At 63.1% G+C, this 18,418-nt stretch carries 29 protein-coding genes; 17 read left to right on the plus strand and 12 right to left on the minus strand.

Translation table 11 applies throughout. The annotated features are described in order from the left end of the window. Nucleotides 1-133 precede the first annotated feature (133 nt). Nucleotides 134-679 carry a phosphohydrolase gene (locus tag NLM31_RS32960; protein ID WP_254133450.1) on the minus strand — a complete coding sequence of 182 codons (546 nt, stop codon included), beginning with the start codon at nucleotides 677-679 and terminating at the stop codon, nucleotides 134-136. 25 nt (nucleotides 680-704) lie between these two features. Beyond that, nucleotides 705-1,190: a DUF4262 domain-containing protein gene (locus tag NLM31_RS32965; protein ID WP_254194992.1), complete on the minus strand. Its 486-nt coding sequence runs from the start codon at nucleotides 1,188-1,190 to the stop codon at nucleotides 705-707. 96 nt (nucleotides 1,191-1,286) lie between these two features. On the opposite strand from NLM31_RS32965, the gene NLM31_RS32970 reads away from it, so the two are divergent. Beyond that, on the plus strand, nucleotides 1,287-1,796 hold the full coding sequence (locus NLM31_RS32970) for a mismatch-specific DNA-glycosylase (protein ID WP_254133452.1): 510 nt from the start codon (nucleotides 1,287-1,289) through the stop codon (nucleotides 1,794-1,796). Between the two features lie 113 nt (nucleotides 1,797-1,909). Here NLM31_RS32970 and NLM31_RS32975 read toward each other — a convergent pair whose 3' ends face one another. Beyond that, a complete protein-coding gene (locus tag NLM31_RS32975) occupies nucleotides 1,910-2,455 on the minus strand; it encodes a hypothetical protein (RefSeq protein WP_254133453.1) in 546 nt (181 codons plus the stop codon). 329 nt (nucleotides 2,456-2,784) lie between these two features. On the opposite strand from NLM31_RS32975, the gene NLM31_RS32980 reads away from it, so the two are divergent. Together NLM31_RS32980 and NLM31_RS32985 are read left to right on the plus strand one after the other, a co-directional pair. Then, complete coding sequence (locus NLM31_RS32980; RefSeq protein ID WP_254127844.1) at nucleotides 2,785-3,717, plus strand: transposase; 933 nt, start codon at nucleotides 2,785-2,787, stop codon at nucleotides 3,715-3,717. A gap of 310 nt (nucleotides 3,718-4,027) precedes the next feature. After that, nucleotides 4,028-4,672, plus strand: a complete 645-nt coding sequence (locus NLM31_RS32985) for a glutathione S-transferase family protein (RefSeq protein WP_254133454.1) — start codon at nucleotides 4,028-4,030, stop codon at nucleotides 4,670-4,672. Nucleotides 4,673-4,839: 167 nt separating this feature from the next. Here NLM31_RS32985 and NLM31_RS32990 read toward each other — a convergent pair whose 3' ends face one another. Both NLM31_RS32990 and NLM31_RS32995 read right to left on the minus strand, forming a co-directional pair. Then, nucleotides 4,840-5,568, minus strand: coding sequence for an SDR family oxidoreductase (locus tag NLM31_RS32990; protein WP_254194993.1), 729 nt, complete (start codon nucleotides 5,566-5,568; stop codon nucleotides 4,840-4,842). A 277-nt stretch (nucleotides 5,569-5,845) separates the two neighbouring features. Next, a complete protein-coding gene (locus NLM31_RS32995; RefSeq protein WP_254133456.1) occupies nucleotides 5,846-6,283 on the minus strand; it encodes a VOC family protein in 438 nt (145 codons plus the stop codon). A 228-nt stretch (nucleotides 6,284-6,511) separates the two neighbouring features. Between NLM31_RS32995 and NLM31_RS33000 the strand changes: the two genes are divergently transcribed. The 3 genes from NLM31_RS33000 to NLM31_RS33010 all read left to right on the plus strand — a co-directional run bounded on the left by NLM31_RS33000 (nucleotide 6,512) and on the right by NLM31_RS33010 (nucleotide 8,057). After that, a complete protein-coding gene (locus NLM31_RS33000) occupies nucleotides 6,512-6,736 on the plus strand; it encodes a hypothetical protein (RefSeq protein ID WP_254133457.1) in 225 nt (74 codons plus the stop codon). Between the two features lie 207 nt (nucleotides 6,737-6,943). Beyond that, nucleotides 6,944-7,336 carry a hypothetical protein gene (locus tag NLM31_RS33005; protein WP_254133458.1) on the plus strand — a complete coding sequence of 131 codons (393 nt, stop codon included), beginning with the start codon at nucleotides 6,944-6,946 and terminating at the stop codon, nucleotides 7,334-7,336. Between the two features lie 25 nt (nucleotides 7,337-7,361). Continuing rightward, nucleotides 7,362-8,057: a glutathione S-transferase family protein gene (locus tag NLM31_RS33010; protein ID WP_254133459.1), complete on the plus strand. Its 696-nt coding sequence runs from the start codon at nucleotides 7,362-7,364 to the stop codon at nucleotides 8,055-8,057. Nucleotides 8,058-8,174: 117 nt separating this feature from the next. Here the strand turns inward: NLM31_RS33010 and NLM31_RS33015 are convergent, their stop codons facing one another. Then, a complete protein-coding gene (locus NLM31_RS33015) occupies nucleotides 8,175-8,609 on the minus strand; it encodes a hypothetical protein (protein WP_254133460.1) in 435 nt (144 codons plus the stop codon). A 347-nt stretch (nucleotides 8,610-8,956) separates the two neighbouring features. On the opposite strand from NLM31_RS33015, the gene NLM31_RS33020 reads away from it, so the two are divergent. From NLM31_RS33020 to NLM31_RS33035, 4 genes are all read left to right on the plus strand, one after another. After that, complete coding sequence (locus NLM31_RS33020; RefSeq protein ID WP_254133461.1) at nucleotides 8,957-9,343, plus strand: RidA family protein; 387 nt, start codon at nucleotides 8,957-8,959, stop codon at nucleotides 9,341-9,343. 107 nt (nucleotides 9,344-9,450) lie between these two features. Next, on the plus strand, nucleotides 9,451-9,711 hold the full coding sequence (locus NLM31_RS33025; RefSeq protein ID WP_254133462.1) for a hypothetical protein: 261 nt from the start codon (nucleotides 9,451-9,453) through the stop codon (nucleotides 9,709-9,711). Nucleotides 9,712-9,929: 218 nt separating this feature from the next. After that, nucleotides 9,930-10,181, plus strand: coding sequence for a hypothetical protein (locus NLM31_RS33030; RefSeq protein WP_254133463.1), 252 nt, complete (start codon nucleotides 9,930-9,932; stop codon nucleotides 10,179-10,181). 92 nt (nucleotides 10,182-10,273) lie between these two features. After that, nucleotides 10,274-10,912, plus strand: a complete 639-nt coding sequence (locus tag NLM31_RS33035; RefSeq protein ID WP_254133464.1) for a hypothetical protein — start codon at nucleotides 10,274-10,276, stop codon at nucleotides 10,910-10,912. Nucleotides 10,913-10,918: 6 nt separating this feature from the next. On the opposite strand, the gene NLM31_RS33040 is transcribed toward NLM31_RS33035, so the two are convergent. Continuing rightward, the gene (locus NLM31_RS33040; protein WP_254133465.1) at nucleotides 10,919-11,404 is read right to left on the minus strand and encodes a J domain-containing protein; all 486 of its coding nucleotides are present in this window, start codon (nucleotides 11,402-11,404) and stop codon (nucleotides 10,919-10,921) included. A 111-nt stretch (nucleotides 11,405-11,515) separates the two neighbouring features. On the opposite strand from NLM31_RS33040, the gene NLM31_RS33045 reads away from it, so the two are divergent. The 3 genes from NLM31_RS33045 (at nucleotide 11,516) to NLM31_RS33055 (ending at nucleotide 13,405) form a co-directional block, all read left to right on the plus strand. Then, a complete protein-coding gene (locus NLM31_RS33045; RefSeq protein ID WP_254133466.1) occupies nucleotides 11,516-12,283 on the plus strand; it encodes an SDR family NAD(P)-dependent oxidoreductase in 768 nt (255 codons plus the stop codon). A 214-nt stretch (nucleotides 12,284-12,497) separates the two neighbouring features. Next, nucleotides 12,498-12,746 carry a helix-turn-helix domain-containing protein gene (locus NLM31_RS33050; protein WP_237865850.1) on the plus strand — a complete coding sequence of 83 codons (249 nt, stop codon included), beginning with the start codon at nucleotides 12,498-12,500 and terminating at the stop codon, nucleotides 12,744-12,746. Nucleotides 12,747-12,868: 122 nt separating this feature from the next. After that, nucleotides 12,869-13,405 (plus strand): collagen-like protein, encoded by a 537-nt coding sequence (locus tag NLM31_RS33055; protein WP_254133467.1) that lies wholly within the window; start codon nucleotides 12,869-12,871, stop codon nucleotides 13,403-13,405. Nucleotides 13,406-13,408: 3 nt separating this feature from the next. Here the strand turns inward: NLM31_RS33055 and NLM31_RS33060 are convergent, their stop codons facing one another. Together NLM31_RS33060 and NLM31_RS33065 are read right to left on the minus strand one after the other, a co-directional pair. Continuing rightward, nucleotides 13,409-13,621 carry a hypothetical protein gene (locus tag NLM31_RS33060; RefSeq protein ID WP_254133468.1) on the minus strand — a complete coding sequence of 71 codons (213 nt, stop codon included), beginning with the start codon at nucleotides 13,619-13,621 and terminating at the stop codon, nucleotides 13,409-13,411. 96 nt (nucleotides 13,622-13,717) lie between these two features. Next, the gene (locus NLM31_RS33065; protein WP_254133469.1) at nucleotides 13,718-13,984 is read right to left on the minus strand and encodes a DUF2277 domain-containing protein; all 267 of its coding nucleotides are present in this window, start codon (nucleotides 13,982-13,984) and stop codon (nucleotides 13,718-13,720) included. A 128-nt stretch (nucleotides 13,985-14,112) separates the two neighbouring features. Between NLM31_RS33065 and NLM31_RS33070 the strand changes: the two genes are divergently transcribed. The 4 genes from NLM31_RS33070 (at nucleotide 14,113) to NLM31_RS33085 (ending at nucleotide 16,774) form a co-directional block, all read left to right on the plus strand. Further along, nucleotides 14,113-15,174, plus strand: a complete 1,062-nt coding sequence (locus NLM31_RS33070; protein ID WP_254133470.1) for an alpha/beta fold hydrolase — start codon at nucleotides 14,113-14,115, stop codon at nucleotides 15,172-15,174. Nucleotides 15,175-15,317: 143 nt separating this feature from the next. Continuing rightward, nucleotides 15,318-15,662 (plus strand): hypothetical protein, encoded by a 345-nt coding sequence (locus NLM31_RS33075; protein ID WP_234680080.1) that lies wholly within the window; start codon nucleotides 15,318-15,320, stop codon nucleotides 15,660-15,662. Between the two features lie 76 nt (nucleotides 15,663-15,738). Next, nucleotides 15,739-16,140 carry a DoxX family protein gene (locus NLM31_RS33080; protein ID WP_254194994.1) on the plus strand — a complete coding sequence of 134 codons (402 nt, stop codon included), beginning with the start codon at nucleotides 15,739-15,741 and terminating at the stop codon, nucleotides 16,138-16,140. 31 nt (nucleotides 16,141-16,171) lie between these two features. Further along, entirely contained in the window at nucleotides 16,172-16,774 is a 603-nt protein-coding gene (locus tag NLM31_RS33085; RefSeq protein WP_254133472.1) for an MSMEG_1061 family FMN-dependent PPOX-type flavoprotein, read from the plus strand. A 190-nt stretch (nucleotides 16,775-16,964) separates the two neighbouring features. On the opposite strand, the gene bfr is transcribed toward NLM31_RS33085, so the two are convergent. From bfr to NLM31_RS33100, 3 genes are all read right to left on the minus strand, one after another. Beyond that, nucleotides 16,965-17,453: a bacterioferritin gene (gene bfr, locus NLM31_RS33090; RefSeq protein ID WP_011089420.1), complete on the minus strand. Its 489-nt coding sequence runs from the start codon at nucleotides 17,451-17,453 to the stop codon at nucleotides 16,965-16,967. Between the two features lie 132 nt (nucleotides 17,454-17,585). Beyond that, nucleotides 17,586-17,858 carry a bacterioferritin-associated ferredoxin gene (locus tag NLM31_RS33095; RefSeq protein ID WP_148750587.1) on the minus strand — a complete coding sequence of 91 codons (273 nt, stop codon included), beginning with the start codon at nucleotides 17,856-17,858 and terminating at the stop codon, nucleotides 17,586-17,588. A gap of 166 nt (nucleotides 17,859-18,024) precedes the next feature. Beyond that, nucleotides 18,025-18,324 (minus strand): hypothetical protein, encoded by a 300-nt coding sequence (locus NLM31_RS33100; RefSeq protein WP_254133473.1) that lies wholly within the window; start codon nucleotides 18,322-18,324, stop codon nucleotides 18,025-18,027. Between the last annotated feature and the right edge of the window lie 94 nt (nucleotides 18,325-18,418).

Genomic DNA, 18,418 nt, shown 5'->3' on the forward strand with positions numbered 1-18,418 from the left:
ACCCGTAGGGTGGATTAGCGTAGCGTAACCCACCAGTTGGCATCCAACGCCTCTCCAGACGTGGTGGGTTACGCCTTGCGCCGTCGCGTGTTGAATGACCGCACTTGTGAGCGGCTAACCCACCCTACGCTGCTCAGCTCAACGACGCCAATTCACGCGCAAGATTCTCGCGCGCCCGCTGATCATATTTCGCAGCGAAACCGGCATCGGGATAGATGACCGGTCGGGCGGCGAACCGGCGCAGCACCGCGGCGCGGCCGGCGCGATAGTCGGCATCGCTGACGTGGATGAACTCCTGCCGGATGGCCGCGGCATAGGCGTCGTAGCGCGCCGGCTCCGCGCCCAAAATGCTGAGATCGATCGAGATCAGGATGGCCCCGAGGCGATCATCCGCCGCGACGTCGTGCGTCTTCGTCAGACGGATCAGGCGACCGACCTCGCGGCTGATATCGGCGCGCACGTGCGCTTCGGCCAGTTGTGCGCTGAGCTCTTCGTTATCCGACCGGGTCGGATCGTAAACGACATCGTGCCACCAGATCGCTTCCGACAGAACCTCGCGCTCGTGAGCCGAGAGCCCTTCCACCTGCGCAAGCGCGGCGAGGCAGTCCTCGATATGCGCGAGGTTGTGATAGTGGCGGCCCGGCGCGGCATAGGCGACGGCCAATTCTTCGCGGTCCATCGTCAGGCCATTTCGAAGGACAACATCAAGAGACCGTCCTCCTCAACAACGGTTGGTCCCGTCTGACGTCGAGCGAGCAGTCCGCCTCCCAGGGGAAATGACGATCAACGTCCTGCCAGACGACCTGGAGACAGGGGAATGCGAGCCGCGATTTTCGGTAGAACCAGATCGCAATGCCGAGATAATCAGGATAAGCCGCGAACGGCACCTGCCAGAAGCCGAGCTTGTAGCCGTTCTCCAGCAGTTCGTCGGAGATATCACCGTCGACGAATTTATGCCCCGCGGCGGCGCGATCGCGGATAAGATTGATGATGGCCTGCGCGCTGTGGAAGCTCTGGCCGAAGATGATAAGTTCGGGGTGGCCGTAGTTCAGGTACAGACCGATTGAAAATGCAAACGGCGGATTGGCATCAGGTATGCCCGTGATATGGCAGCCGTGATTCCGGACGTTGCGCAAAACGACCTTGTCGGCTTCATGTTCGGGCTCGGGCCACTCAAACTGGTCTAGCATGCTTCCCCCAACCGGCCTGAGGCACGCGGCGCTCGCGTGCCCTGACAATACCGACGGCAGATTCAGCGAAGAAGCAAGTCAATAGTCGCATCGAAAATGTCCAACACTAGTCACCGCCTCCCCGACCAGCTCCGCGAAAACCTCCGCCTCGTCTTCGTAGGCACCGCCGCCTCGACGCGCTCGGCTGAACTCGGGCATTACTACGCCCATCCCGGCAACCGCTTCTGGCGCGCGATCCATGAGGCCGGGATCACGCCGCGACGGTATCAACCGGGTGAGTTCGCATCGCTGATCGAGCTCGGGATCGGCTTCACCGATCTTTCCAAGTCGGGTGCGGGGATGGATCACCAGATCGCGGCGGAGACGATCGACGTGCCGGGCTTTCGGGCCAAGATCGAAAAATATCGGCCGCGGACGATTGCGTTCACGAGCAAGAAGGCGGCGAGCCTGTTTTATGGCCGGCCGTCGAGTGGGATTTTGTTGGGGCGGCAGGTGCGTGACGCGAGTTGGCCTGAGGTGTTCGTGCTGCCGTCGCCGTCCGGGGCGGCCTCGGGGCATTGGACGCTGGAGCCGTGGCGAGAGCTGGCGGCGTGGATTGGTGCTTAGGAGAGACGAGCGAGGCGCACCCCACAAGTGCTCCGCTAGTATCTAGCGGCGACCGAACAGGTTACGCCTCGCGCACAAGAAGACTCAAGCCGAGACTGCTAACGTTGTGAGCGCTAGTTGACCAACGTCAGATAGCAATCCGCGTTATATTGATTCCACGAGAGCAAACCAAAGTTGCCGTCGGTGTCGCCCTTGTCCTGCCAGTTCTCGTATCGTCCATCGGTAAAGTAGCAGGCCCAGGAATTGTTGACGTGCTCAGTCACATTGTTCTTGTTGGTCCCGGCGGCATCTCCCGCTTCGGCACGCCATACGCCTGTCTCCTTGTTGTAAAAAAACAGGAAGTGGCGGGAGGCGACGCGCCCAGTGTCGTCCCAATTGTGCATTCCGATCCGAACAATGCAGCCATCTTTCCCGCTGCAAAACTTCACGACAACTTCTTCGGGGATTATCGTAGTGGTTCCACGCTGGGTCTTTGGCGCCACGAACGTTGCCCTATCGGGCTTGTTTGGCGTCGGATACGCGTCGCTAAGCGCCTTCATTTCATTTGGGTCTACCCTCGGCAACGTGATCGCGGGGCCGCTCTGAGCGCTCTCCTGCCCGTGAGAACTTGAAAAGCTCAGGAGAACGACGGGCATCAAAACGAATAGCAATGGTCGCATTGCACTACTCCTTCGATAATGAACTTTGGAAAAAAGCCGACTGGTTCTTATTGTTTGGTTCCAAGTTTAATATATGCAATTATTGGGTGCAACTACCTTGTGATGTCACTCTTACGGGCAGACGCCGCTCAACACGCGAAGCACCTCATCCTTGTAAGTCAGATCGTGCCGGATCGGCTAAGATAGCCGGCGCGGTAACGGACGGGAGACCGCTTCATCCAAGGGCCGCGAAGCCCGTGCCTCAGCGCGGCGCCCCGTCCGTTGTTCCATCGAACCCGAACAGTCGCGAGGGCCGCCTGGCGAGCCCGGTTGCGCAAGGAGGGGTGCAGATGGACGCGATCTATGTTGGCATTGATGTGTCAAAGGACCGGCTGGACGTGCATGTACGTCCAAATGGAGAAGCCTTTGCCGTCGCGCGCGACGGCAAAGGCTTGGAAGAGTTGGTTACGCGTCTTGCGGCTTGTTCGCCAACGCTGATTGCGGTGGAGGCGACAGGCGGGTTCGAGACCATCGTTGCGGCAGCGCTGGCCGGCGCCGAATTGCCGCTGGTGGTGGTCAATCCGGCCCAGATCCGGCACTTCGCCCAAGCCGTTGGTCGGCGTGCCAAGACCGATCCGATCGATGCGGCGGTCATCGCACGGTTCATCGAGGCCGTGAGACCAACGCCGCGCGCTCTGCCGGATCAGCAGGCGCGGCTGCTGGCGGAGCTGGTCAGTCGCAGGCGGCAGATCATCGAGATGATCGTTGCCGAACGCCAGCGCGAGAAGCGGGTCGAGAATGTGCGCGTTCGCAAGAGCCTTGTTCGCCACATCAAGGTTCTCGAGAAGGAACTACCGGAGATCGACAACGACATCGACACCTTGGTGCGCGGATCGCCGGTCTGGCGCGACAAGGAGGAACTGATGATCAGCTTTCCGGGAGTGGGCAACACGCTCGCTCGCACGTTCTTGGCCGAGGTGCCCGAACTCGGCACCCTCAACCGTCGCCAGATTGCAAGCCTTGCCGGCCTTGCTCCGTTCACCCGTCAGTCCGGCCGCTGGAAGGGCAAGAGCATGATCGGGGGCGGAAGAGCCGCGCTGCGCGCTGGGCTCTATATGGCTGCTCTATCCGCTAGCCAGCATCATCCGCAGCTCAAAACGTTCTATCGACGCCTGCTGGCCGCCGGAAAGCCCAAGATGGTTGCCCTCATCGCGGTCGCGCGCAAGGTTCTCACCATCCTCAACGCCATGCTCAGAGACCAAAAACAATGGCAATCCGCTTGACAAAGAACACAGTCGCTGAGGAGACCGCGCAGCGGTCGTCTCGAAGGATGGCCGCGGGCGAGATCGGGGCCTGCATGGTTCGAGACGGCGCTTCGCGCCTCCTCACCATGAGGGGTTGGCTCTCGTAGGGTGTGCAAAGGCGCCCCAGCGCCGTGCCACGATCTCTCCACCAATCGACAGAACGTGGGCACGGCGCGCGAAGGGCGCGCCTTTGCCCACCCTACGGGACCGTGCGCACCGGAGAGACTGTCGGAATCCGCTCCGCTCGTTCGTCCTCTGGTCCAAACCGCCATCACCCCGGAGATCTCGCATGCCCACCATCACCGCCTTCGCAAACTCTCCCGACCGCGGCAGGGGTCTGGCGCGCGACATGCGGATTCGGTGGGCGTTGGAGGAGGTGGGCCAGCCCTACGACGTTCGCCTCGTAACGTTCGATCACATCAAGCAGCCTGAACATGTTGCGCTGCATCCGTTCGGGCAGATCCCGACCTTCGAGGACGGTCACCTCGTCTTGTTCGAGACCGGCGCCATCGTGCTGCATATCGCCGAGCGTCATGCCGGTCTGCTGCCGGGCGAGCCGAACGCCAGGGCGCGCGCCATCGCGTGGATGTTTGCCGCCGTCAACACCGTCGAACCGCCGATCGGCGAGCTGGGGACGGCGATCCTGACCGAACGTGACAGCAGCTGGTATGAGGTGCGGCTGCCGATCCTGAGGGACCGGGTCTGCGTCCGGCTCGGCGAACTGGCCCGCCATCTCGGCGGCGCCGACTGGCTCGACGGCGCGTTCAGCGCCGGCGATCTCCTGATGGTGACGGTGCTGCGCAGGCTGGCTGCATCGCGCATCCTCGACGACTATCCGACCCTCTCCTCCTATGTCGCCCGCGGCGAAGCGCGGCCGGCGTTCCAGCGCGCGTTCGATGCGCAGCTGGCGGTTTTCACGGCGGCGGCCGGCTAGGCACGGTGCCGTATTCCGTAGGATGGGTAGAGCGAAGCGAAACCCATCAACTGGACCGAAGCAACAGGTGCGCCTGTTCGACTGCGCCACAGGGCTGGCTAGACCGCAGACCGGGTGATGGGTTTCGCTGCGCTCTACCCATCCTACAAAAGCTACGGCACCGCGCCCTACAGATCGAAATTGGTCGGCATCATCACCACGTCGCGGATGGTCATGCCGCGCGGCCGCGTCAGCATGAACATCACGACGTCAGCCACTTCGCTGGCCTCCAGCAGGCTGCCGGAATCCCTGGCTTCCCTGAGCTTCTCCGCCGGCCAGTCCGCGAGCAGCGCGGTGACGACCGGGCCGGGCGAGATCGAGCCGACGCGAATGCCGTGCTTGAAGACCTGGCGCCGCACCGTCTGGACGAAGCAATTGATCGCCCATTTGGACGACGCATAGACCGGCTCCCATGGCGTCGGAAAATGCGCGGCAAGAGAACTCGTGACGATGATGTCGCCGCTCCGGCGTTCGATCATGTGCGGCAGCACGTCGTGCACGTTCTTCATCACGACGTTGACGTTCAAATTCAGCATCCGGTCGATCGCCATCGTGTCGGCATCGATGAGGTCGCCACCGACATAGGTGCCCGCATTGGCATGCAGGATGTCGAGCTGCCCTGCCTTCTCCAGAACGCGCGGCAGCAGCGTCGCGCAATCCTTCGGGTCTAGCAGATCGACCACCAGCGGGATCACCGCGTCACCATGCCTGCTGCAGAGCGCCTTCAGCGCGGCCTCGTCGCGATCGACCATCACCACGCGCGCACCCGCGGCCAGCATCGCCTCGGAACTCGCCAGGCCGATGCCCGACGCGGCCCCGGTCACCGCGGCAACCTTGCCTGCCAATTCGTTTGCCATGAGATCACCATCCTGCTGATGTCGGCAGTATAGCGATGCAAAGCGCGCTCGCGAAGTAGATCGGCGTGAGCGTGGATTAGCGATTGTACGTCACACTCAGCCGTCGTCCCGGCGAACGCCGGGACCCATACCGCGGATTCTATCGGTTGTGGCGACAGCAGTACCGGACTTCGAGTCCTCGCCAAACCACTCCCTGGGGTTATGGGTCCCGGCGTTCGCCGGGACGACACTTTCGGTTTGGATACGACATTCCGCCAAACCGCGACGCGTCACTGCGTCACCCCGCATACGCCTTATCGAGATCCGCGATCACGATCTTTCGCATCGCCATCATCGCCTGCATGACGCGATTGGCCTTGGTGCGATCGGCATCGCCGAGATACCGGCCGAGCGCGGTCGGAACCACCTGCCACGAGAGCCCAAACTTGTCCTTCAGCCAGCCGCACCTCGATTCCTCGCCGCCGTCGGCGGTGAGCCGGCTCCAGAAATAGTCGACCTCGTCCTGCGTCTCGACGCTGATGAAGAACGACACCGCCTCGTTGAAGCGGTATTGCGGCCCGCCATTGAGCGCGTTGAAGCGCTGTCCTTCCAGCTCGAACACCGCCATGAAATCGCTGACGGTCTCGACCTTCGCGTTAGGGAATACCGATTTGTAGAAGGCGACGGCTTCCGGAACATTGTTGTCGAACCAGAGAAACGGCGTGATGGAGGTCATATGCGAATATCCTTTTGTCTGGGACCGGACGGGCGAACTGCAAGCCGCCATCCCAAGGACGAGCCCGGGCACGTCGCCCCGACAGCGATACGGAATTTTTTAGGCCCAAGCAGGTCCTGGGGCGAATTTTGCTCCGCTCCTCGCGTCCTGCGCTTGCCTTGCATCAGTGTGCACTGCTAGCCTGCACTACCATAGGTTTATTATTTTGCAGCGATTGGAGGATTGGATATGACAGACCGATACACCAAATCCGTGCTGACGGTCATTGCAGCAGCGCTCAGCATCATCGCGGCCCGGCAATTCCTCCAGACTGCGGAGGCGCAAACAGGCCAATGTGGAAATCAGGCGCACCCATGCGCCACTTACAACGTCTATTGGGACAGTAGCTTCAGCGAATGGAAGCCGTGCTACGAAAGCTCGCGCGGCTGTTACGTGGTCGGCACGGTCAGATGAGTTCGCACAAGTCCACGGCGCGGTAAGCTAACCCGCAATTCGCCTTACCTCCGTCAAATGAATGACGCCGGCCGTCCTCCGATCGATCGACGTCGCATGCAGCCTATTGCAAGGGCGTGATGGCGGCGATACGACTTGGAGTGAAAGAACGTGGGACGGAACAGCCGAGCCTCAACCGGCGCACGTCATGTCGAGGAAGCCGCCGCCATGAGCGACGATCTCTCCGGTGTCTGGGACGGCACTTACATTCAACCCGGCACGGGAATGGTCACGTTCACCGCGACGCTGGTCGAGGCCGGCGGCGCGCTCGCAGGCCACGTCACCGAACCCTGCTCGAATCCGCGCTGTCCGGTGCGAACCCACAGCGCCTCGATCACGGGCCATCGCTCAGGCCACGCCGTGTCGTTTGTCAAACGCTACGAGCCGCCAGGTTACGGCTTCGACATCGTCCATTACGATGGCATCATGAACGGAGAGGCGACCGAGATCGACGGGCGCTGGCGGCTGCCGGGCACATCAGGCTCGTTCCTGATGATCCGCTCCAGCAAGCGCGCGCAGGCGCACACCATCGGCAAGCGCGCGGACCAACCGGCCCCATAGTCCAATTTTACTGGGAGGAGCCATCATGCTGACCCTCTATTCGTATCCGGAGCTGTTCGGCGTCGCCGACAACAACGGCTACGGGCTCAAGGTCTACGCTTTCCTGAAGCTCGCCGGTGTGCCGTTCGTGCACGAGCATGTGTTCGACGCCTCCACGGCACCACGCGGGCAGCTTCCCTACGTGGTCGATGACGGCGAGACCATCGGCGACAGCGAGACCATCATCGCGCATGCGATCGCCAAATATCATCTGACCATCGATGCCGCGCTGTCGCCCGCGCAGCGCCGCACCCATCATCTCGTCACGCGCATGCTCGACGATCTCTACTGGGTGATGTCCTATTCGCGCTGGAAGGACGAGCGCTATTATCCCGCGTTTCGCGACGGCTTCATTGCGCAGCATCCGCAGATCGACGCCGCAGGCTTCGAGAAGGCGAAGGCCTACAATGCGCAGCGCTATCACTACCAGGGCATCGGCCGCTACACGCCCGAGCAGGCCTACGCACGAGGACTGGCCGATCTGCAGGTGCTGGCCGAGATCGTGCCCGCAAACGGTTTCGTCGATGGCGAGCGGCCGACCAGCTGCGATGCCGGCATCTACGGCTTCATCGCCAACATCTATTATTTCCCGATCCCGACGCCGCTGAAGGCGTTCGTCGATGCGCACAAGAACCTCGTCACGCATTGCGAGCGGGTTCATGCGATGGTGAGCGGAAAGTAGCCACGGCCGGGATCTCGTAGGGTGGGCAAAGCAAAGCGTGCCCACGCATTTTTCGCGATCGAGAGAGATGGTGGGCACGGCGCAAGTGCGCCTTCGCCCACCCTACGACACCGTCTCCTACCGCATCGTGATCGCAAGCCCGCTCAGATCGGCATTCGCCATCAACCCCGTCTGGTAGCCCGACAGCTCCAGCACCGCGCCCTTCTGGTTGGTCAGCACGATGGCGCGGGCGCCGCGGCCGACCGCGAGGCCGGCACCGGCGGCGCCATAGACGCCGGCGACATCGGAGGGACGGTTGATGTTGGAGACGCGGCCGCGCAGCACGGTCTTGGAGCCGCCGAAGACGAGCCCGTAATCGAGCCCGCCGGTCGAGAGCGAATAGGCGCGGCCGCGGAAGTTCAGCACGCCCGAACCGCCGGAGCCACCGATGATCCAGCCCGCCTTGTAGATCGTCAGCACCACGGTGCCGCCATCGGCCTGCGCCGCGGTCGAGAGGCCGGCCAGTGCTGCAAGGGCGACGAGCGCGGCACGCAGGGTGGAAGCAATCTTCATGAGGCGTCTCCGGGGGCTATTTTTCAAGGGGAAAGCGAATCAGTCGCTGCAATGTATCCGATCGATCGCGGCGGCAACATGATGGGGAGCGCCGTCGGTGCGCTCCCTCGCCTCGTTCTTACGGGGAGAGGCGAAGCAACCCGCCCGCGCTCCCCCGCATCACCCCACCATGCCATCCTGCCAGTGTTTTGCCCGACGGGTCAAACATTTTTTCTGTCTTCCCGAAATCTCGATTTCGCCAATGATCCGTACTGTGCATGGGGTTGTTTTCGCGTTTTGTGTTGGAGCATGCCCCGCATGACGCTACGCTCTCCCGCACGCCATCATCATTGCATGCGAGGTCCCCCATGCCGATCCAGCATTTCGCTGCCCCGCCGCACGTCAAGGCGCCGCCGCTCTCCTTCGCGACCCGCGTCGGCGACCTGCTGTTCGTCTCCGGCATTCCCGGCTTCGACGCCCATGGTGCGCTGCCCGACGGCTTCGAGGCGCAATTCGCCAATGTCGTCGTCAACATCAAGCGCGTGCTGGACGAGGCCGGCGCCACGATGCGCGACCTCGCCAAGGTCAACGTGCTCCTGACCCGCGCCTCGGACGTGGCCGCGATGAATGCGCTCTATGCCGGCGCGTTCGGCCCGCCGCCCTTTCCCGCACGCACCACCTGCGTGGTGCACGCGCTGCCCGATCCGAAGATGCTGATCGAGATCGAGGCGGTGGCCTCGCTGGCGAAAGGATAGTCAACCGGGATCTGCCTGACATATCCGTGATCGGTCACGCCGGGCTTGCAAGCTGCGCAGTTTTGCCGCACCAGTCTCCCGTCACGTTTCCCATCAGGAGATCTTTCATGCGTCGCGTTCTCGCCCTTTGTGCCGTTGCCGGCATCGCTTCTTCCGTGTTCGCCGTGCCGGCGTCGGCGGCAGCCGGCTATTACGTGATCCGCTGGGACAACACTGGCATCTGCCAGGTCTGGAACGAGGATCTCCGCTACAAGCCGTTCCAGTGGGGCGCGTCGACCTACAAGGTCGTCAGCAAGCCGCTCCCGACCTTCACGCAGGCCTCCGAGCTGCAGATCAAGTTGCGCGCCGAGCGCCGCTGCTTTCTCTGAGCCGATCGGCCAATCGAGTTTCGAGGGCGGGTTGCGCAGGCAGCCCGCCCTCTGCTTTTGGCCAGCGAATTCCGCCATTTCCGCCATTTGCGGTTTGAACCTGATCAGCACACGGAACTACTCACCTCTTGTTCGGGGCACAGGCTGAGAGCGCCCCGCAACCCCTCCCCGCCATTGTCGGGAGGCGCATCACATCTTTCATTTTGAGGAGCTGATCCATGCGTCGTCTTTCCATGCTGTGCGCTGCCGCCGGTGTCGCTGCTGCCGCCTTCGTCGCCGCGAGCCCGGCCGAAGCCGGCTATCATCTGATCCGCTGGCAGGACAGCGGCGTGTGCCAGATCTGGGACGAGAGCATCCCGACCACGCCGTGGCCGGCCGGCTACCATCGCGCCAGCGCGTCCGTGCCGACCTTCCTCGACGCGCTCGCGCTGAAGGATAACGCATTGAAGGCCGGTCACTGCAGCTGGTAAGAATTCGATCGGCGGACGACAGGGCCGGGCAAGGATGCGATACTAGCATCCTTGCCCGGTCGTTTTTTCACCTCGCGGATTGGAGCAGGTCGATGCGCGCACGGACGACGACGCTGGCTGCTTTCTCCGCTTTGCTGCTGCTCGCCGCAGCGGCGCAGGCGCAAGCCCCGCAATCCTTCCGCGTGATCTCGCCGATCTTCAGCCAGCTCGTCAGTTTCGCGATGCCGTCGAATTTCGCGGCCGTGTTCGAGAACACCAAGGGCGGCCACTACATCCGCGAAGCCGTGCTCAAGGGCGAGACGCCCGAGCGCTGGACGCAGATGATCACGGTCACCGGCGAGAAGGGCATGACGCTGACGCCGGGCGCATCGCCGCAGATTTTTGCGGGCACCATCGCAGGCGGATTCAAGACGGCCTGCCCGGACAGTTTTGCGGCGAGGCCTTTGGGCGAGACGACATTCGGCCGCTTCGAGGGCTTTGTCGCCGTGGTCGGTTGCGGCCGCATCGACAGCGGCCCGACGCGGCACAGCGAGACTGCGCTGCTGATCACGCTCAAGGGCACGACCGACTATTACACCATCCAGTGGGCCGAGCGCGGCCCCGAAAGCGACGAGCCGCCGGTCAACGACGACCGCTGGGAAGCCCGCCTGCGCGATCTGAGCCCGATCGATCTCTGCCCGATCATGCCGGGCGAAGCCGCGCCCTATCCGAGCTGCGTCAACAAGAGCTGAGCGCCGTCAGGCGTCCTTGTGCGCGCCGGGGTGAATGAGAATATCGCGCGCGGAGCTGAGGTCGATGAAGGCCTGCGCGCTGCCGCCCTGGTCGGGATGCATGCCCTTGGCGGCGCGGCGATAGGCCTGGTTGATGTCGTCGCAAGTGAGCTGCACCGCGAGCGGCAGGCCCAGCATCTTGCGCGCGCGGTCCTCGCTGGACAGCTTCTTCGGCGCGGCGTTGCGGCGGCCGAAGCGTGGCGCGGTCAGATCATGGACGACGTCGAGGATCACGCCGACGCGGCGCCGTGCGGCCAGCGTGACGCCGTGATCGTCATTGTCGGCAGCCTGGCGCAACACGGGCAGCGCCTGCTCGGCGGCCTGCCGCAGCGTGGCATTGGTGCTCATCCGCACGATCTCGGCCACCAGCCGCCCTGCCTCGGCCCAATCGGCGAATTCCGCCGACCGCAGGCGCTCGAGCGCCAATTTCCAGGATTCAAGTCGTTCCATCATGCGCGCAACGTTTAGCAATGAAGACGAGTATGCCAAGGCGGCCGTTTCCGACCCCTTAATTTCGAGTTAGCCTTTCATGAAACTTAGAAACGAATCCGGGAGGAAATTGTCATGGCATTGCTCGCAAACCACATCGCTGTCGTCACGGGCGCCGGTTCCGGCATCGGCCGGGCCATCGCCGCCGGCTATGCCCGCGAGGGCGCGCGTGTGGTGCTGCTCGACGTCAACGGAGACACGGTCGCGGCAGCCGCCGAGGAGATCCGCAAGGCCGGCGGCAAGGCCGAGAGCTTTGCGCTCGACGTGACCAAACGCGACGATTGCTTTGCGCTGGCGAAGACCATCGCCGACAAGGTCGGGCAGGTCTCGATCCTCGTCAACAATGCCGGCATCACCCGCCGCAACGCCTTCACCGCCGAGACCGAGGCGGTCGCGAAGGACTGGAACGACATCATCTCGCTCAACCTCAATGGCGTCTTCAACATGACGCAGGCGTTCCTCGCGCCCTTACGTGCAGCCAAGGGCCGCATCGTCAATATCGGCTCGATCCAGTCCTTCGTGCATCTGCGCACGCCGAGCTCGGCGGCATACACCACCTCGAAGCACGGTGTGCTCGGCTTCACCAAGGCGCTCGCGGTCGAGCTCGGCAAGGAAGGCGTGCGCGTCAACGCGATCGGGCCGGGCTTCATCGAGACCAACATCAACGCTCATGTGCGCGCCACCAATCCGGCGCTGGTGCAGGCCTTCGTCGACCACACCCCGCTCGCGCGCACCGGCAAGCCGGAGGACATCGTCGGCCCAGCGATCTTCCTCGCCTCGGACCTGTCGTCCTACGTCACGGGTACGATCGTGATGGTGGACGGCGGATATCGCACGGTGTGAGGCGCGAAATCGGTCCGCATCGCTATGCATCTCGTGCCAATCGCGGCGGCGCGGCGGCATTCCCAAGGTCAATTCGTGCGATCGCGCGCAATTAACCTTTCGTTAACCAAACCCGCCCACCGTAGATGTACGGCTTAGGATATTCGGCTTGGGGGTCGTTTGTTCTCGATCCGCTTCCAACGATGGAAGCGGGCGTTGATCGGGGAGTGTATTGATGACCACTGTTCATGTCGCGGCGCCCGAGCAGGGCGCGCAATTTCTTGCACCCAATGAGATCGTTCCACTGTTGATCGGCGCGACCGTCGGCGAGGTCGAGCGTGAGCTCGTGCTCCAGACGCTCGCACGCTGCGACGGCAACCGCACGCGTGCCTCGCGCGTGCTCGGCCTGTCGGTGCGCACGCTGCGCAACAAGATCAGGATCTACGCGGCGTCCGGCATCGAGGTGCCGGCGTATCACGATTGACGCGCCGGGCCGCGCTCCGCCGCGCCGATTGATGTTGATCAAGCCCGCCACGAGGCGCGGGCGGAATTGCTGCTGTCGTCAAACGCCGCTAAGTAGCTTGCGTGCGCAAAAGGAGCAGCGGCGTGGCAGACGAACAGGGACGGCAGGGACCCCAGGGTCCGCGCGGACGGCAGGGCGAACCGGGACGGCCGGGACCGCAGGGTCATCCGGGCAAGCGGGGCCCCGACGGCGCACGCGGCAAGCCGGGCCCGCAGGGCAAGCCGGGACCGGCCGGAAAAGCCGGAGCGCAGGGCAAGGCAGGTCTGCCGGGCAAGGCGGGCGAAGCCGGTGCGCGGGGCGCCGCCGGATCGCAGGGCGCCGCAGGTCCGCAAGGGCCCGCCGGTCCTCAAGGCCCGCGCGGCGAAGCCGGTCCGCCCGGCCAATTACCGTCGATCGAGCAGGTGCTCCCCTGGCTCGAGCAACTCTTCGACGCCTGGGATGAGCGCCGCCGCCGGCGCGAGCAGCAGGCCGCCGAGCGCGAAGCGCAGGAAGCTGCCGAGCGTGCGGCGCTGGAGGCCGCCGTGCAGGAGGCTGACGATGCCTCCGCCGATGGCGAGGATGACGAAGACGACGATCACAAGAAAAAGAAGAAAAAGAAGAAGCACGGTCACAAGGACTAGCGCCTACTTCCGATCCTCACGCCGCGGCAGCATGCCCATGCGCTCGAATTGCCAGCGCATGGCGCGGTACCAGAGATAACCGACCGCCGCGCCGCAGATGGCCAGGATCACCATGTTCGCGCTCGAGAACGAGCCGCTCCACCACATCATCCACGCGGTCCACAACAGCGTGAAAACGATGGCACCTGCTTTCAGCGGAAGAAGGGGGCGGTTCATGATCGTGCTCCGGGTTGTCAAAACCCCGGCGAGCATCATCGCGCGTGACGGCCATCGCTTCCGTGAGCCAGATCACGGTCGAGCCCGGCCGGACCGTTAGCCGAAACGCAGCCGCGAACGTTCCTTCGCCTTCTCCGCCTCGACCTCGCGGTCGCGCGCCGGTGCATGGGTGTGAAGCGACGTCAGGAGTTTTCGCGCAGCCTCCGAGACCTCGACGACCGCGCGGTCGAAGGCTGCCTCATTGGCCTGCGACGGCCTGCTGAAGCCGGAGAGCTTTCGCACGAACTGGAGCGCGCTGGCATGGATCTCGCCCTCCGTCGCCGGCGGCTCGAAATTGAACAGCGTCTTGATGTTGCGACACATGCAGTCTCTCCCGATGATTTCCTCATAAGACGATCGGCGGAGCCGAAATCCTACATCTTTCCGGACACTTCTGCTAAAGTCCATCCCAACGCGGCCACGAGCCATGAGCCGCTTATGGGGAGACAAACATGAAAGCTTCTTGTGCGGCGCTGTCGGTCATTCTGCTGTCCATCTCGACATCGGTATTCGCCGCCGACTATCCGGCGCCGAAACAGGGCGATTGGGTTGCCAAGGATTTCAAGTTCCACACCGGCGAGGTCATGCCGGAACTGAAGCTGCATTACACCACTGTAGGTGAACCGACCGGACAACCGGTGCTCGTGCTGCACGGCACCGGCGGCTCGGGCGCGAGCATGCTGACACCCGCATTCGCCGGCGAGATGTTCGGCGCCGGACAGCCGCTCGATGCGTCCAAATATTACATCATCATTCCCGACGCGATCGGCCACGGCAAATCGTCGAAACCGTCCGACGGCATGAAGACGAGCTTCCCGAAATACAATTACGACGACATGGTCGAGGCGCAGCATCGCCTCGTGACCGAAGGCCTCGGCGTCAAGCATCTGCGGCTCGTGATCGGCAACTCCATGGGCGGCATGCAGACCTGGCTGTGGGGCGAGACATATCCCAAGGACATGGACGCGCTGGTGCCGATGGCCTCGCAACCGACCGAGATGGCGTCGCGCAACTGGATGATGCGGCGGATCATGCTCGACACCATCCGCAACGATCCCGATTACAATGGCGGCAATTACACCAGCCAGCCGCGCATGATGAAATACGCCATCACGGCCTATGGCATCGCCAGCATCGGCGGCACGCTGGCCTATCAGCAACAGGCACCGACTGCCGCAAAGGCCGACAAGATCGTCGACGATCGGCTGGCGACACCGATCACCGCGGATGCCAACGACTACGTCTACCAGTGGGATTCCTCGCACGACTACAACGCCGGCGACAAGCTGGAGCAGATCGAGGCCTCGCTGCTGCTGATCAATTCCGCCGATGACGAGCGCAATCCGCCCGAGACCGGCGTGACCGACGCTGCAATGAAGCGTGTCAAGAACGGCAAGCTGTATCTCATCCCGGCAAGCACCGAGACGCGGGGCCACGGCACTACCGGCAACGCGAAATTCTACACCGAGCAGGTTCGGCAATTGCTGCAGACTGCACCGCAGCGCACGATGTAGGCATCGTCGGAACGACCTCGATGTCGCAACGCATCATATGCGGCGCATCAGCGCCGCATATTATTTGAGCATGCAATGAGCCGGCGGCTCGGGCTTAATCGCGTCAACGATACGAATCGACACGCGATGAGGAGGAGGATTGCATGCACAGGCTTGCGCTGTGCGTTTGGCTCGCCGCGATGACGAGCGCCGCGTTCGCGTTCGACAACGGCCAATACGACAACGTTCCGCCCGACATCCGCGCCTGGTTCAAGAGCGTGATCGCGCCGAACGGCGTACCCTGCTGCGACATCTCCGATGGCCATCGCACCGACTACGACGTGCGCAAAGGCACCTATTGGGTGCCGATCGAGGGACAATGGATGGAGGTGCCCGAGCGCGCCATCATCCGCGATCGCGGCAATCCGGTCGGTCAAGCCGTGGTGTGGTATGTCCACCACCGCGGCGCCATCATCATCAGTTGCTTCGTGCCCGCCGACGCAGTGTAGCGCGCATGATGGCGCCTCGCCGCCGCGCGTGCTAGTTCAGCTGATGCCCCCTGCAAACGACCGAACACGCGCCGTGATGCGCTTCGTGCTGGCGGCGTTCTACCTTGCAGCGGGGATCGCGCATCTCCGTGTTCCGGACAAGCTGCTCGCGATCACACCGTCCTGGGTCCCGTTTGCTGCGCGGCTGATCCTCATCACCGGCCTCTGCGAAATCGCAGGCGCCATCGCGCTGGTGACGCGACCATTGCGCTGGTGGGCTGGCGTCGCGCTTGCACTCTATGCGCTCTGCGTCTGGCCGGCGAACATCAAGCACGCCCTCGAAGGCATCGACCTTCCGCCCATCCCCAACAGCTGGCTCTATCACGGGCCGCGGCTGGCGCTCCAGCCGGTGATCATCTGGTGGGCGCTTTACTGCGCCGGCGTGATCGACTGGCCATGGCGGTGTCATAAAGGGGATAGTGGTCAGGCCGGGGAATGATATCCTTGAAGCCTCAATCAGGGAGACCTTCGTGACCGACCTCTGCGCCGAAGACCTTGCCACCATCTATGCGAAGCCGACCCCGCGCGTGATCGCGAAGGCGCGTCCGGCGATCGACGTGCATGCGAAGAAATTCATCGAGATGTCGCCATTCTGCGTGCTCGCGACATCAGGCCTCGATGGCAGCGTCGACGCCTCACCGCGCGGCGGCGGCATCGGATTCGTTCATGTCGCCGGCCCCAATCAATTGCTGATGCCCGACCGCGCCGGCAATAACCGCATCGACAGTTTCCGCAACGTCGTCGAAGGCTCGGGCTTCGTGCACCTGCTGTTCTTCGTGCCGGGCATCGACGAGACGCTGCGCGTCGGCGGGCGCGGCACGCTGTCGGCCGATCCGGAGCTGCTCGCGTCGATGGTCGAGTTCGGCAAGCCGCCGCGTGCGGTGCTGAGCGTCGCTGTCAGCGAGGTCTATTTCCACTGCGGCAAGGCGCTGATGCGCTCAAAGCTATGGGCACCGGAGAAGGTAGAGCGCTCGGTAATGCCGAGTGTCGCCCAGGTGATCCACGACCAGACCGGACTCGGCGAGCCGGAAAGCCAGGAGATCGTGGAAGAGCGTTACAAGACTCAGCTGTGAAAGGCACGACAATCACGGTGTCGTCCCGGACAAGCGAAGCGCAGATCCGGGACCCATAACCACAGGGAGTGGTTTGGCGAAGACTTGGAGTTACCAGCTCGCGCCGCAACCACTCTCTGTGGTTATGGGTCCCGGCGTTCGCCGGGACGACAGCTGAGCTTGTGGCAACCGCGATGGACTTGGACGGAGCTTAGTGCCCCTCGCCCTCGAGCCCGCCGACGTGCTTCTGGGTGTAGAGCTCAAGGCCGATGCGGCCGATCAGATCAAGCTGGGTTTCGAGGAAGTCGATGTGGTGCTCCTCGTCGCTCATCAGCTTCTCGAACAGGTCGCGGGTGACGTAGTCCTTGACGCCGTGGCAGTAGGTCGCCGCTTCCTGGTAGAGCGCGCGCGCGCTCATCTCGGCGGCGAGGTCGCACTCGATGATTTCCTTGACGTTCTGGCCGATGCGCAGGGGATCGAGCACCTGCATGTTCGGGAAGCCGTCGAAGAACAGAATGCGCGCGGTGAGCTTGTCGGCGTGCTCCATCTCCTCGATGGACTCCTTGCGCCAGACCTTGGCCATGTCCAGCAGGCCCCAATTGTCGAGGAAGCGATAGTGCAGCCAGTACTGGTTGATCGCAGTCAGCTCGTGACGCAGCGCCTTGTTGAGATAGTCGATGACTTTTGCGTCGCCCTGCATGGTTCACTCCAGATCTTGCAGTCCAAATCGGACCTATCCGACTTTAGAATGCTTCTAAATGAGATTAAACGCGAGAGCAACCGGCTACGGGGACGCAGCCGGGGAAAAACTCAGCCGAATTTGCGGAAGTTATCAGCAGGCCGCGAGGGCGAACTGGGCGGGCTGGGCCGCCTCATCGTTGGCGGCCACGGTGTGGCTGTGCGGGCAGCCGGAACAGCAGGACTTGGCACAGGGGCCGAGCGCTTCGTCGATGATGGTCTTGATCGTCCGGGCGCAGCGGCCGCACTCGGCGCTGCAGCCGAGGCATCCGTAGATCTGCTTGGCATGACGCACGGCATCGTCGGACTCGGCGACGGCGGCGCGGATGTCGTCATCGCTCAGCACGTTACAGGAACAAACGATCATGGAAGCGGTAGGCCCTTCGGTGATGCGCCATCATCGATATTTAAGGGGCCGTCCGGATGCAAAAGGAAAAACCGGTATTTCAAGCTATTCCAAACTGGCCAGGAAACAGCCTAGAACGGCTCTAAAATAGCGCGTTGCGCTGGATCAAGATGATACCGAACTGGGCTCAATCGCTGCTCCCGCCTCCCCCGCTATCGCCCCCGCCACCGCAATCTCCGCCACTGCTGCCGCTATCGCTGACGGCGCAACTGCCGCTGTCGGTCGAACTTCCGGAACTGTCGCTGGAAAACCAGCTTCCGAGCGAGAAGCCGTCATTCGTCGTATCCGAATAGCTGTCGCCGCTTCCGCCGTTACCGCCTGCCCTCGCGCGCGGGCGCGCCGCGCGGTTCTGAAAATGGGTGATTAGGGCATAGCCAACCACGCCGACGGCACCCAGTGCGATCAGGGCATTGGTCAGGACGTTCATCGTCGTCTCCCAGGCTTGAAAGCCGCCATTTCCACCAATTGGTCGCGGCCGACCAACGCGCCGTTCATTGATCATTCAAGCGAAATATGGAACT

The sequence above is a fragment of the Bradyrhizobium sp. CCGUVB4N genome (assembly GCF_024199945.1).
Lineage (GTDB): Bacteria > Pseudomonadota > Alphaproteobacteria > Rhizobiales > Xanthobacteraceae > Bradyrhizobium.

Bases quoted from the DNA above. Each gene is read 5' to 3' on its own strand.
- NLM31_RS32960 (WP_254133450.1), bottom strand. From the start codon at position 679: ATGGACCGCGAAGAATTGGCCGTCGCCTATGCCGCGCCGGGCCGCCAC.
- NLM31_RS32965 (WP_254194992.1), bottom strand. From the start codon at position 1,190: ATGCTAGACCAGTTTGAGTGGCCCGAGCCCGAACATGAAGCCGACAAG.
- NLM31_RS32970 (WP_254133452.1), top strand. From the start codon at position 1,287: ATGTCCAACACTAGTCACCGCCTCCCCGACCAGCTCCGCGAAAACCTC.
- NLM31_RS32975 (WP_254133453.1), bottom strand. From the start codon at position 2,455: ATGCGACCATTGCTATTCGTTTTGATGCCCGTCGTTCTCCTGAGCTTT.
- NLM31_RS32980 (WP_254127844.1), top strand. From the start codon at position 2,785: ATGGACGCGATCTATGTTGGCATTGATGTGTCAAAGGACCGGCTGGAC.
- NLM31_RS32985 (WP_254133454.1), top strand. From the start codon at position 4,028: ATGCCCACCATCACCGCCTTCGCAAACTCTCCCGACCGCGGCAGGGGT.
- NLM31_RS32990 (WP_254194993.1), bottom strand. From the start codon at position 5,568: ATGGCAAACGAATTGGCAGGCAAGGTTGCCGCGGTGACCGGGGCCGCG.
- NLM31_RS32995 (WP_254133456.1), bottom strand. From the start codon at position 6,283: ATGACCTCCATCACGCCGTTTCTCTGGTTCGACAACAATGTTCCGGAA.
- NLM31_RS33000 (WP_254133457.1), top strand. From the start codon at position 6,512: ATGACAGACCGATACACCAAATCCGTGCTGACGGTCATTGCAGCAGCG.
- NLM31_RS33005 (WP_254133458.1), top strand. From the start codon at position 6,944: ATGAGCGACGATCTCTCCGGTGTCTGGGACGGCACTTACATTCAACCC.
- NLM31_RS33010 (WP_254133459.1), top strand. From the start codon at position 7,362: ATGCTGACCCTCTATTCGTATCCGGAGCTGTTCGGCGTCGCCGACAAC.
- NLM31_RS33015 (WP_254133460.1), bottom strand. From the start codon at position 8,609: ATGAAGATTGCTTCCACCCTGCGTGCCGCGCTCGTCGCCCTTGCAGCA.
- NLM31_RS33020 (WP_254133461.1), top strand. From the start codon at position 8,957: ATGCCGATCCAGCATTTCGCTGCCCCGCCGCACGTCAAGGCGCCGCCG.
- NLM31_RS33025 (WP_254133462.1), top strand. From the start codon at position 9,451: ATGCGTCGCGTTCTCGCCCTTTGTGCCGTTGCCGGCATCGCTTCTTCC.
- NLM31_RS33030 (WP_254133463.1), top strand. From the start codon at position 9,930: ATGCGTCGTCTTTCCATGCTGTGCGCTGCCGCCGGTGTCGCTGCTGCC.
- NLM31_RS33035 (WP_254133464.1), top strand. From the start codon at position 10,274: ATGCGCGCACGGACGACGACGCTGGCTGCTTTCTCCGCTTTGCTGCTG.
- NLM31_RS33040 (WP_254133465.1), bottom strand. From the start codon at position 11,404: ATGATGGAACGACTTGAATCCTGGAAATTGGCGCTCGAGCGCCTGCGG.
- NLM31_RS33045 (WP_254133466.1), top strand. From the start codon at position 11,516: ATGGCATTGCTCGCAAACCACATCGCTGTCGTCACGGGCGCCGGTTCC.
- NLM31_RS33050 (WP_237865850.1), top strand. From the start codon at position 12,498: ATGACCACTGTTCATGTCGCGGCGCCCGAGCAGGGCGCGCAATTTCTT.
- NLM31_RS33060 (WP_254133468.1), bottom strand. From the start codon at position 13,621: ATGAACCGCCCCCTTCTTCCGCTGAAAGCAGGTGCCATCGTTTTCACG.
- NLM31_RS33065 (WP_254133469.1), bottom strand. From the start codon at position 13,984: ATGTGTCGCAACATCAAGACGCTGTTCAATTTCGAGCCGCCGGCGACG.
- NLM31_RS33070 (WP_254133470.1), top strand. From the start codon at position 14,113: ATGAAAGCTTCTTGTGCGGCGCTGTCGGTCATTCTGCTGTCCATCTCG.
- NLM31_RS33075 (WP_234680080.1), top strand. From the start codon at position 15,318: ATGCACAGGCTTGCGCTGTGCGTTTGGCTCGCCGCGATGACGAGCGCC.
- NLM31_RS33080 (WP_254194994.1), top strand. From the start codon at position 15,739: ATGCGCTTCGTGCTGGCGGCGTTCTACCTTGCAGCGGGGATCGCGCAT.
- bfr (WP_011089420.1), bottom strand. From the start codon at position 17,453: ATGCAGGGCGACGCAAAAGTCATCGACTATCTCAACAAGGCGCTGCGT.
- NLM31_RS33095 (WP_148750587.1), bottom strand. From the start codon at position 17,858: ATGATCGTTTGTTCCTGTAACGTGCTGAGCGATGACGACATCCGCGCC.
- NLM31_RS33100 (WP_254133473.1), bottom strand. From the start codon at position 18,324: ATGAACGTCCTGACCAATGCCCTGATCGCACTGGGTGCCGTCGGCGTG.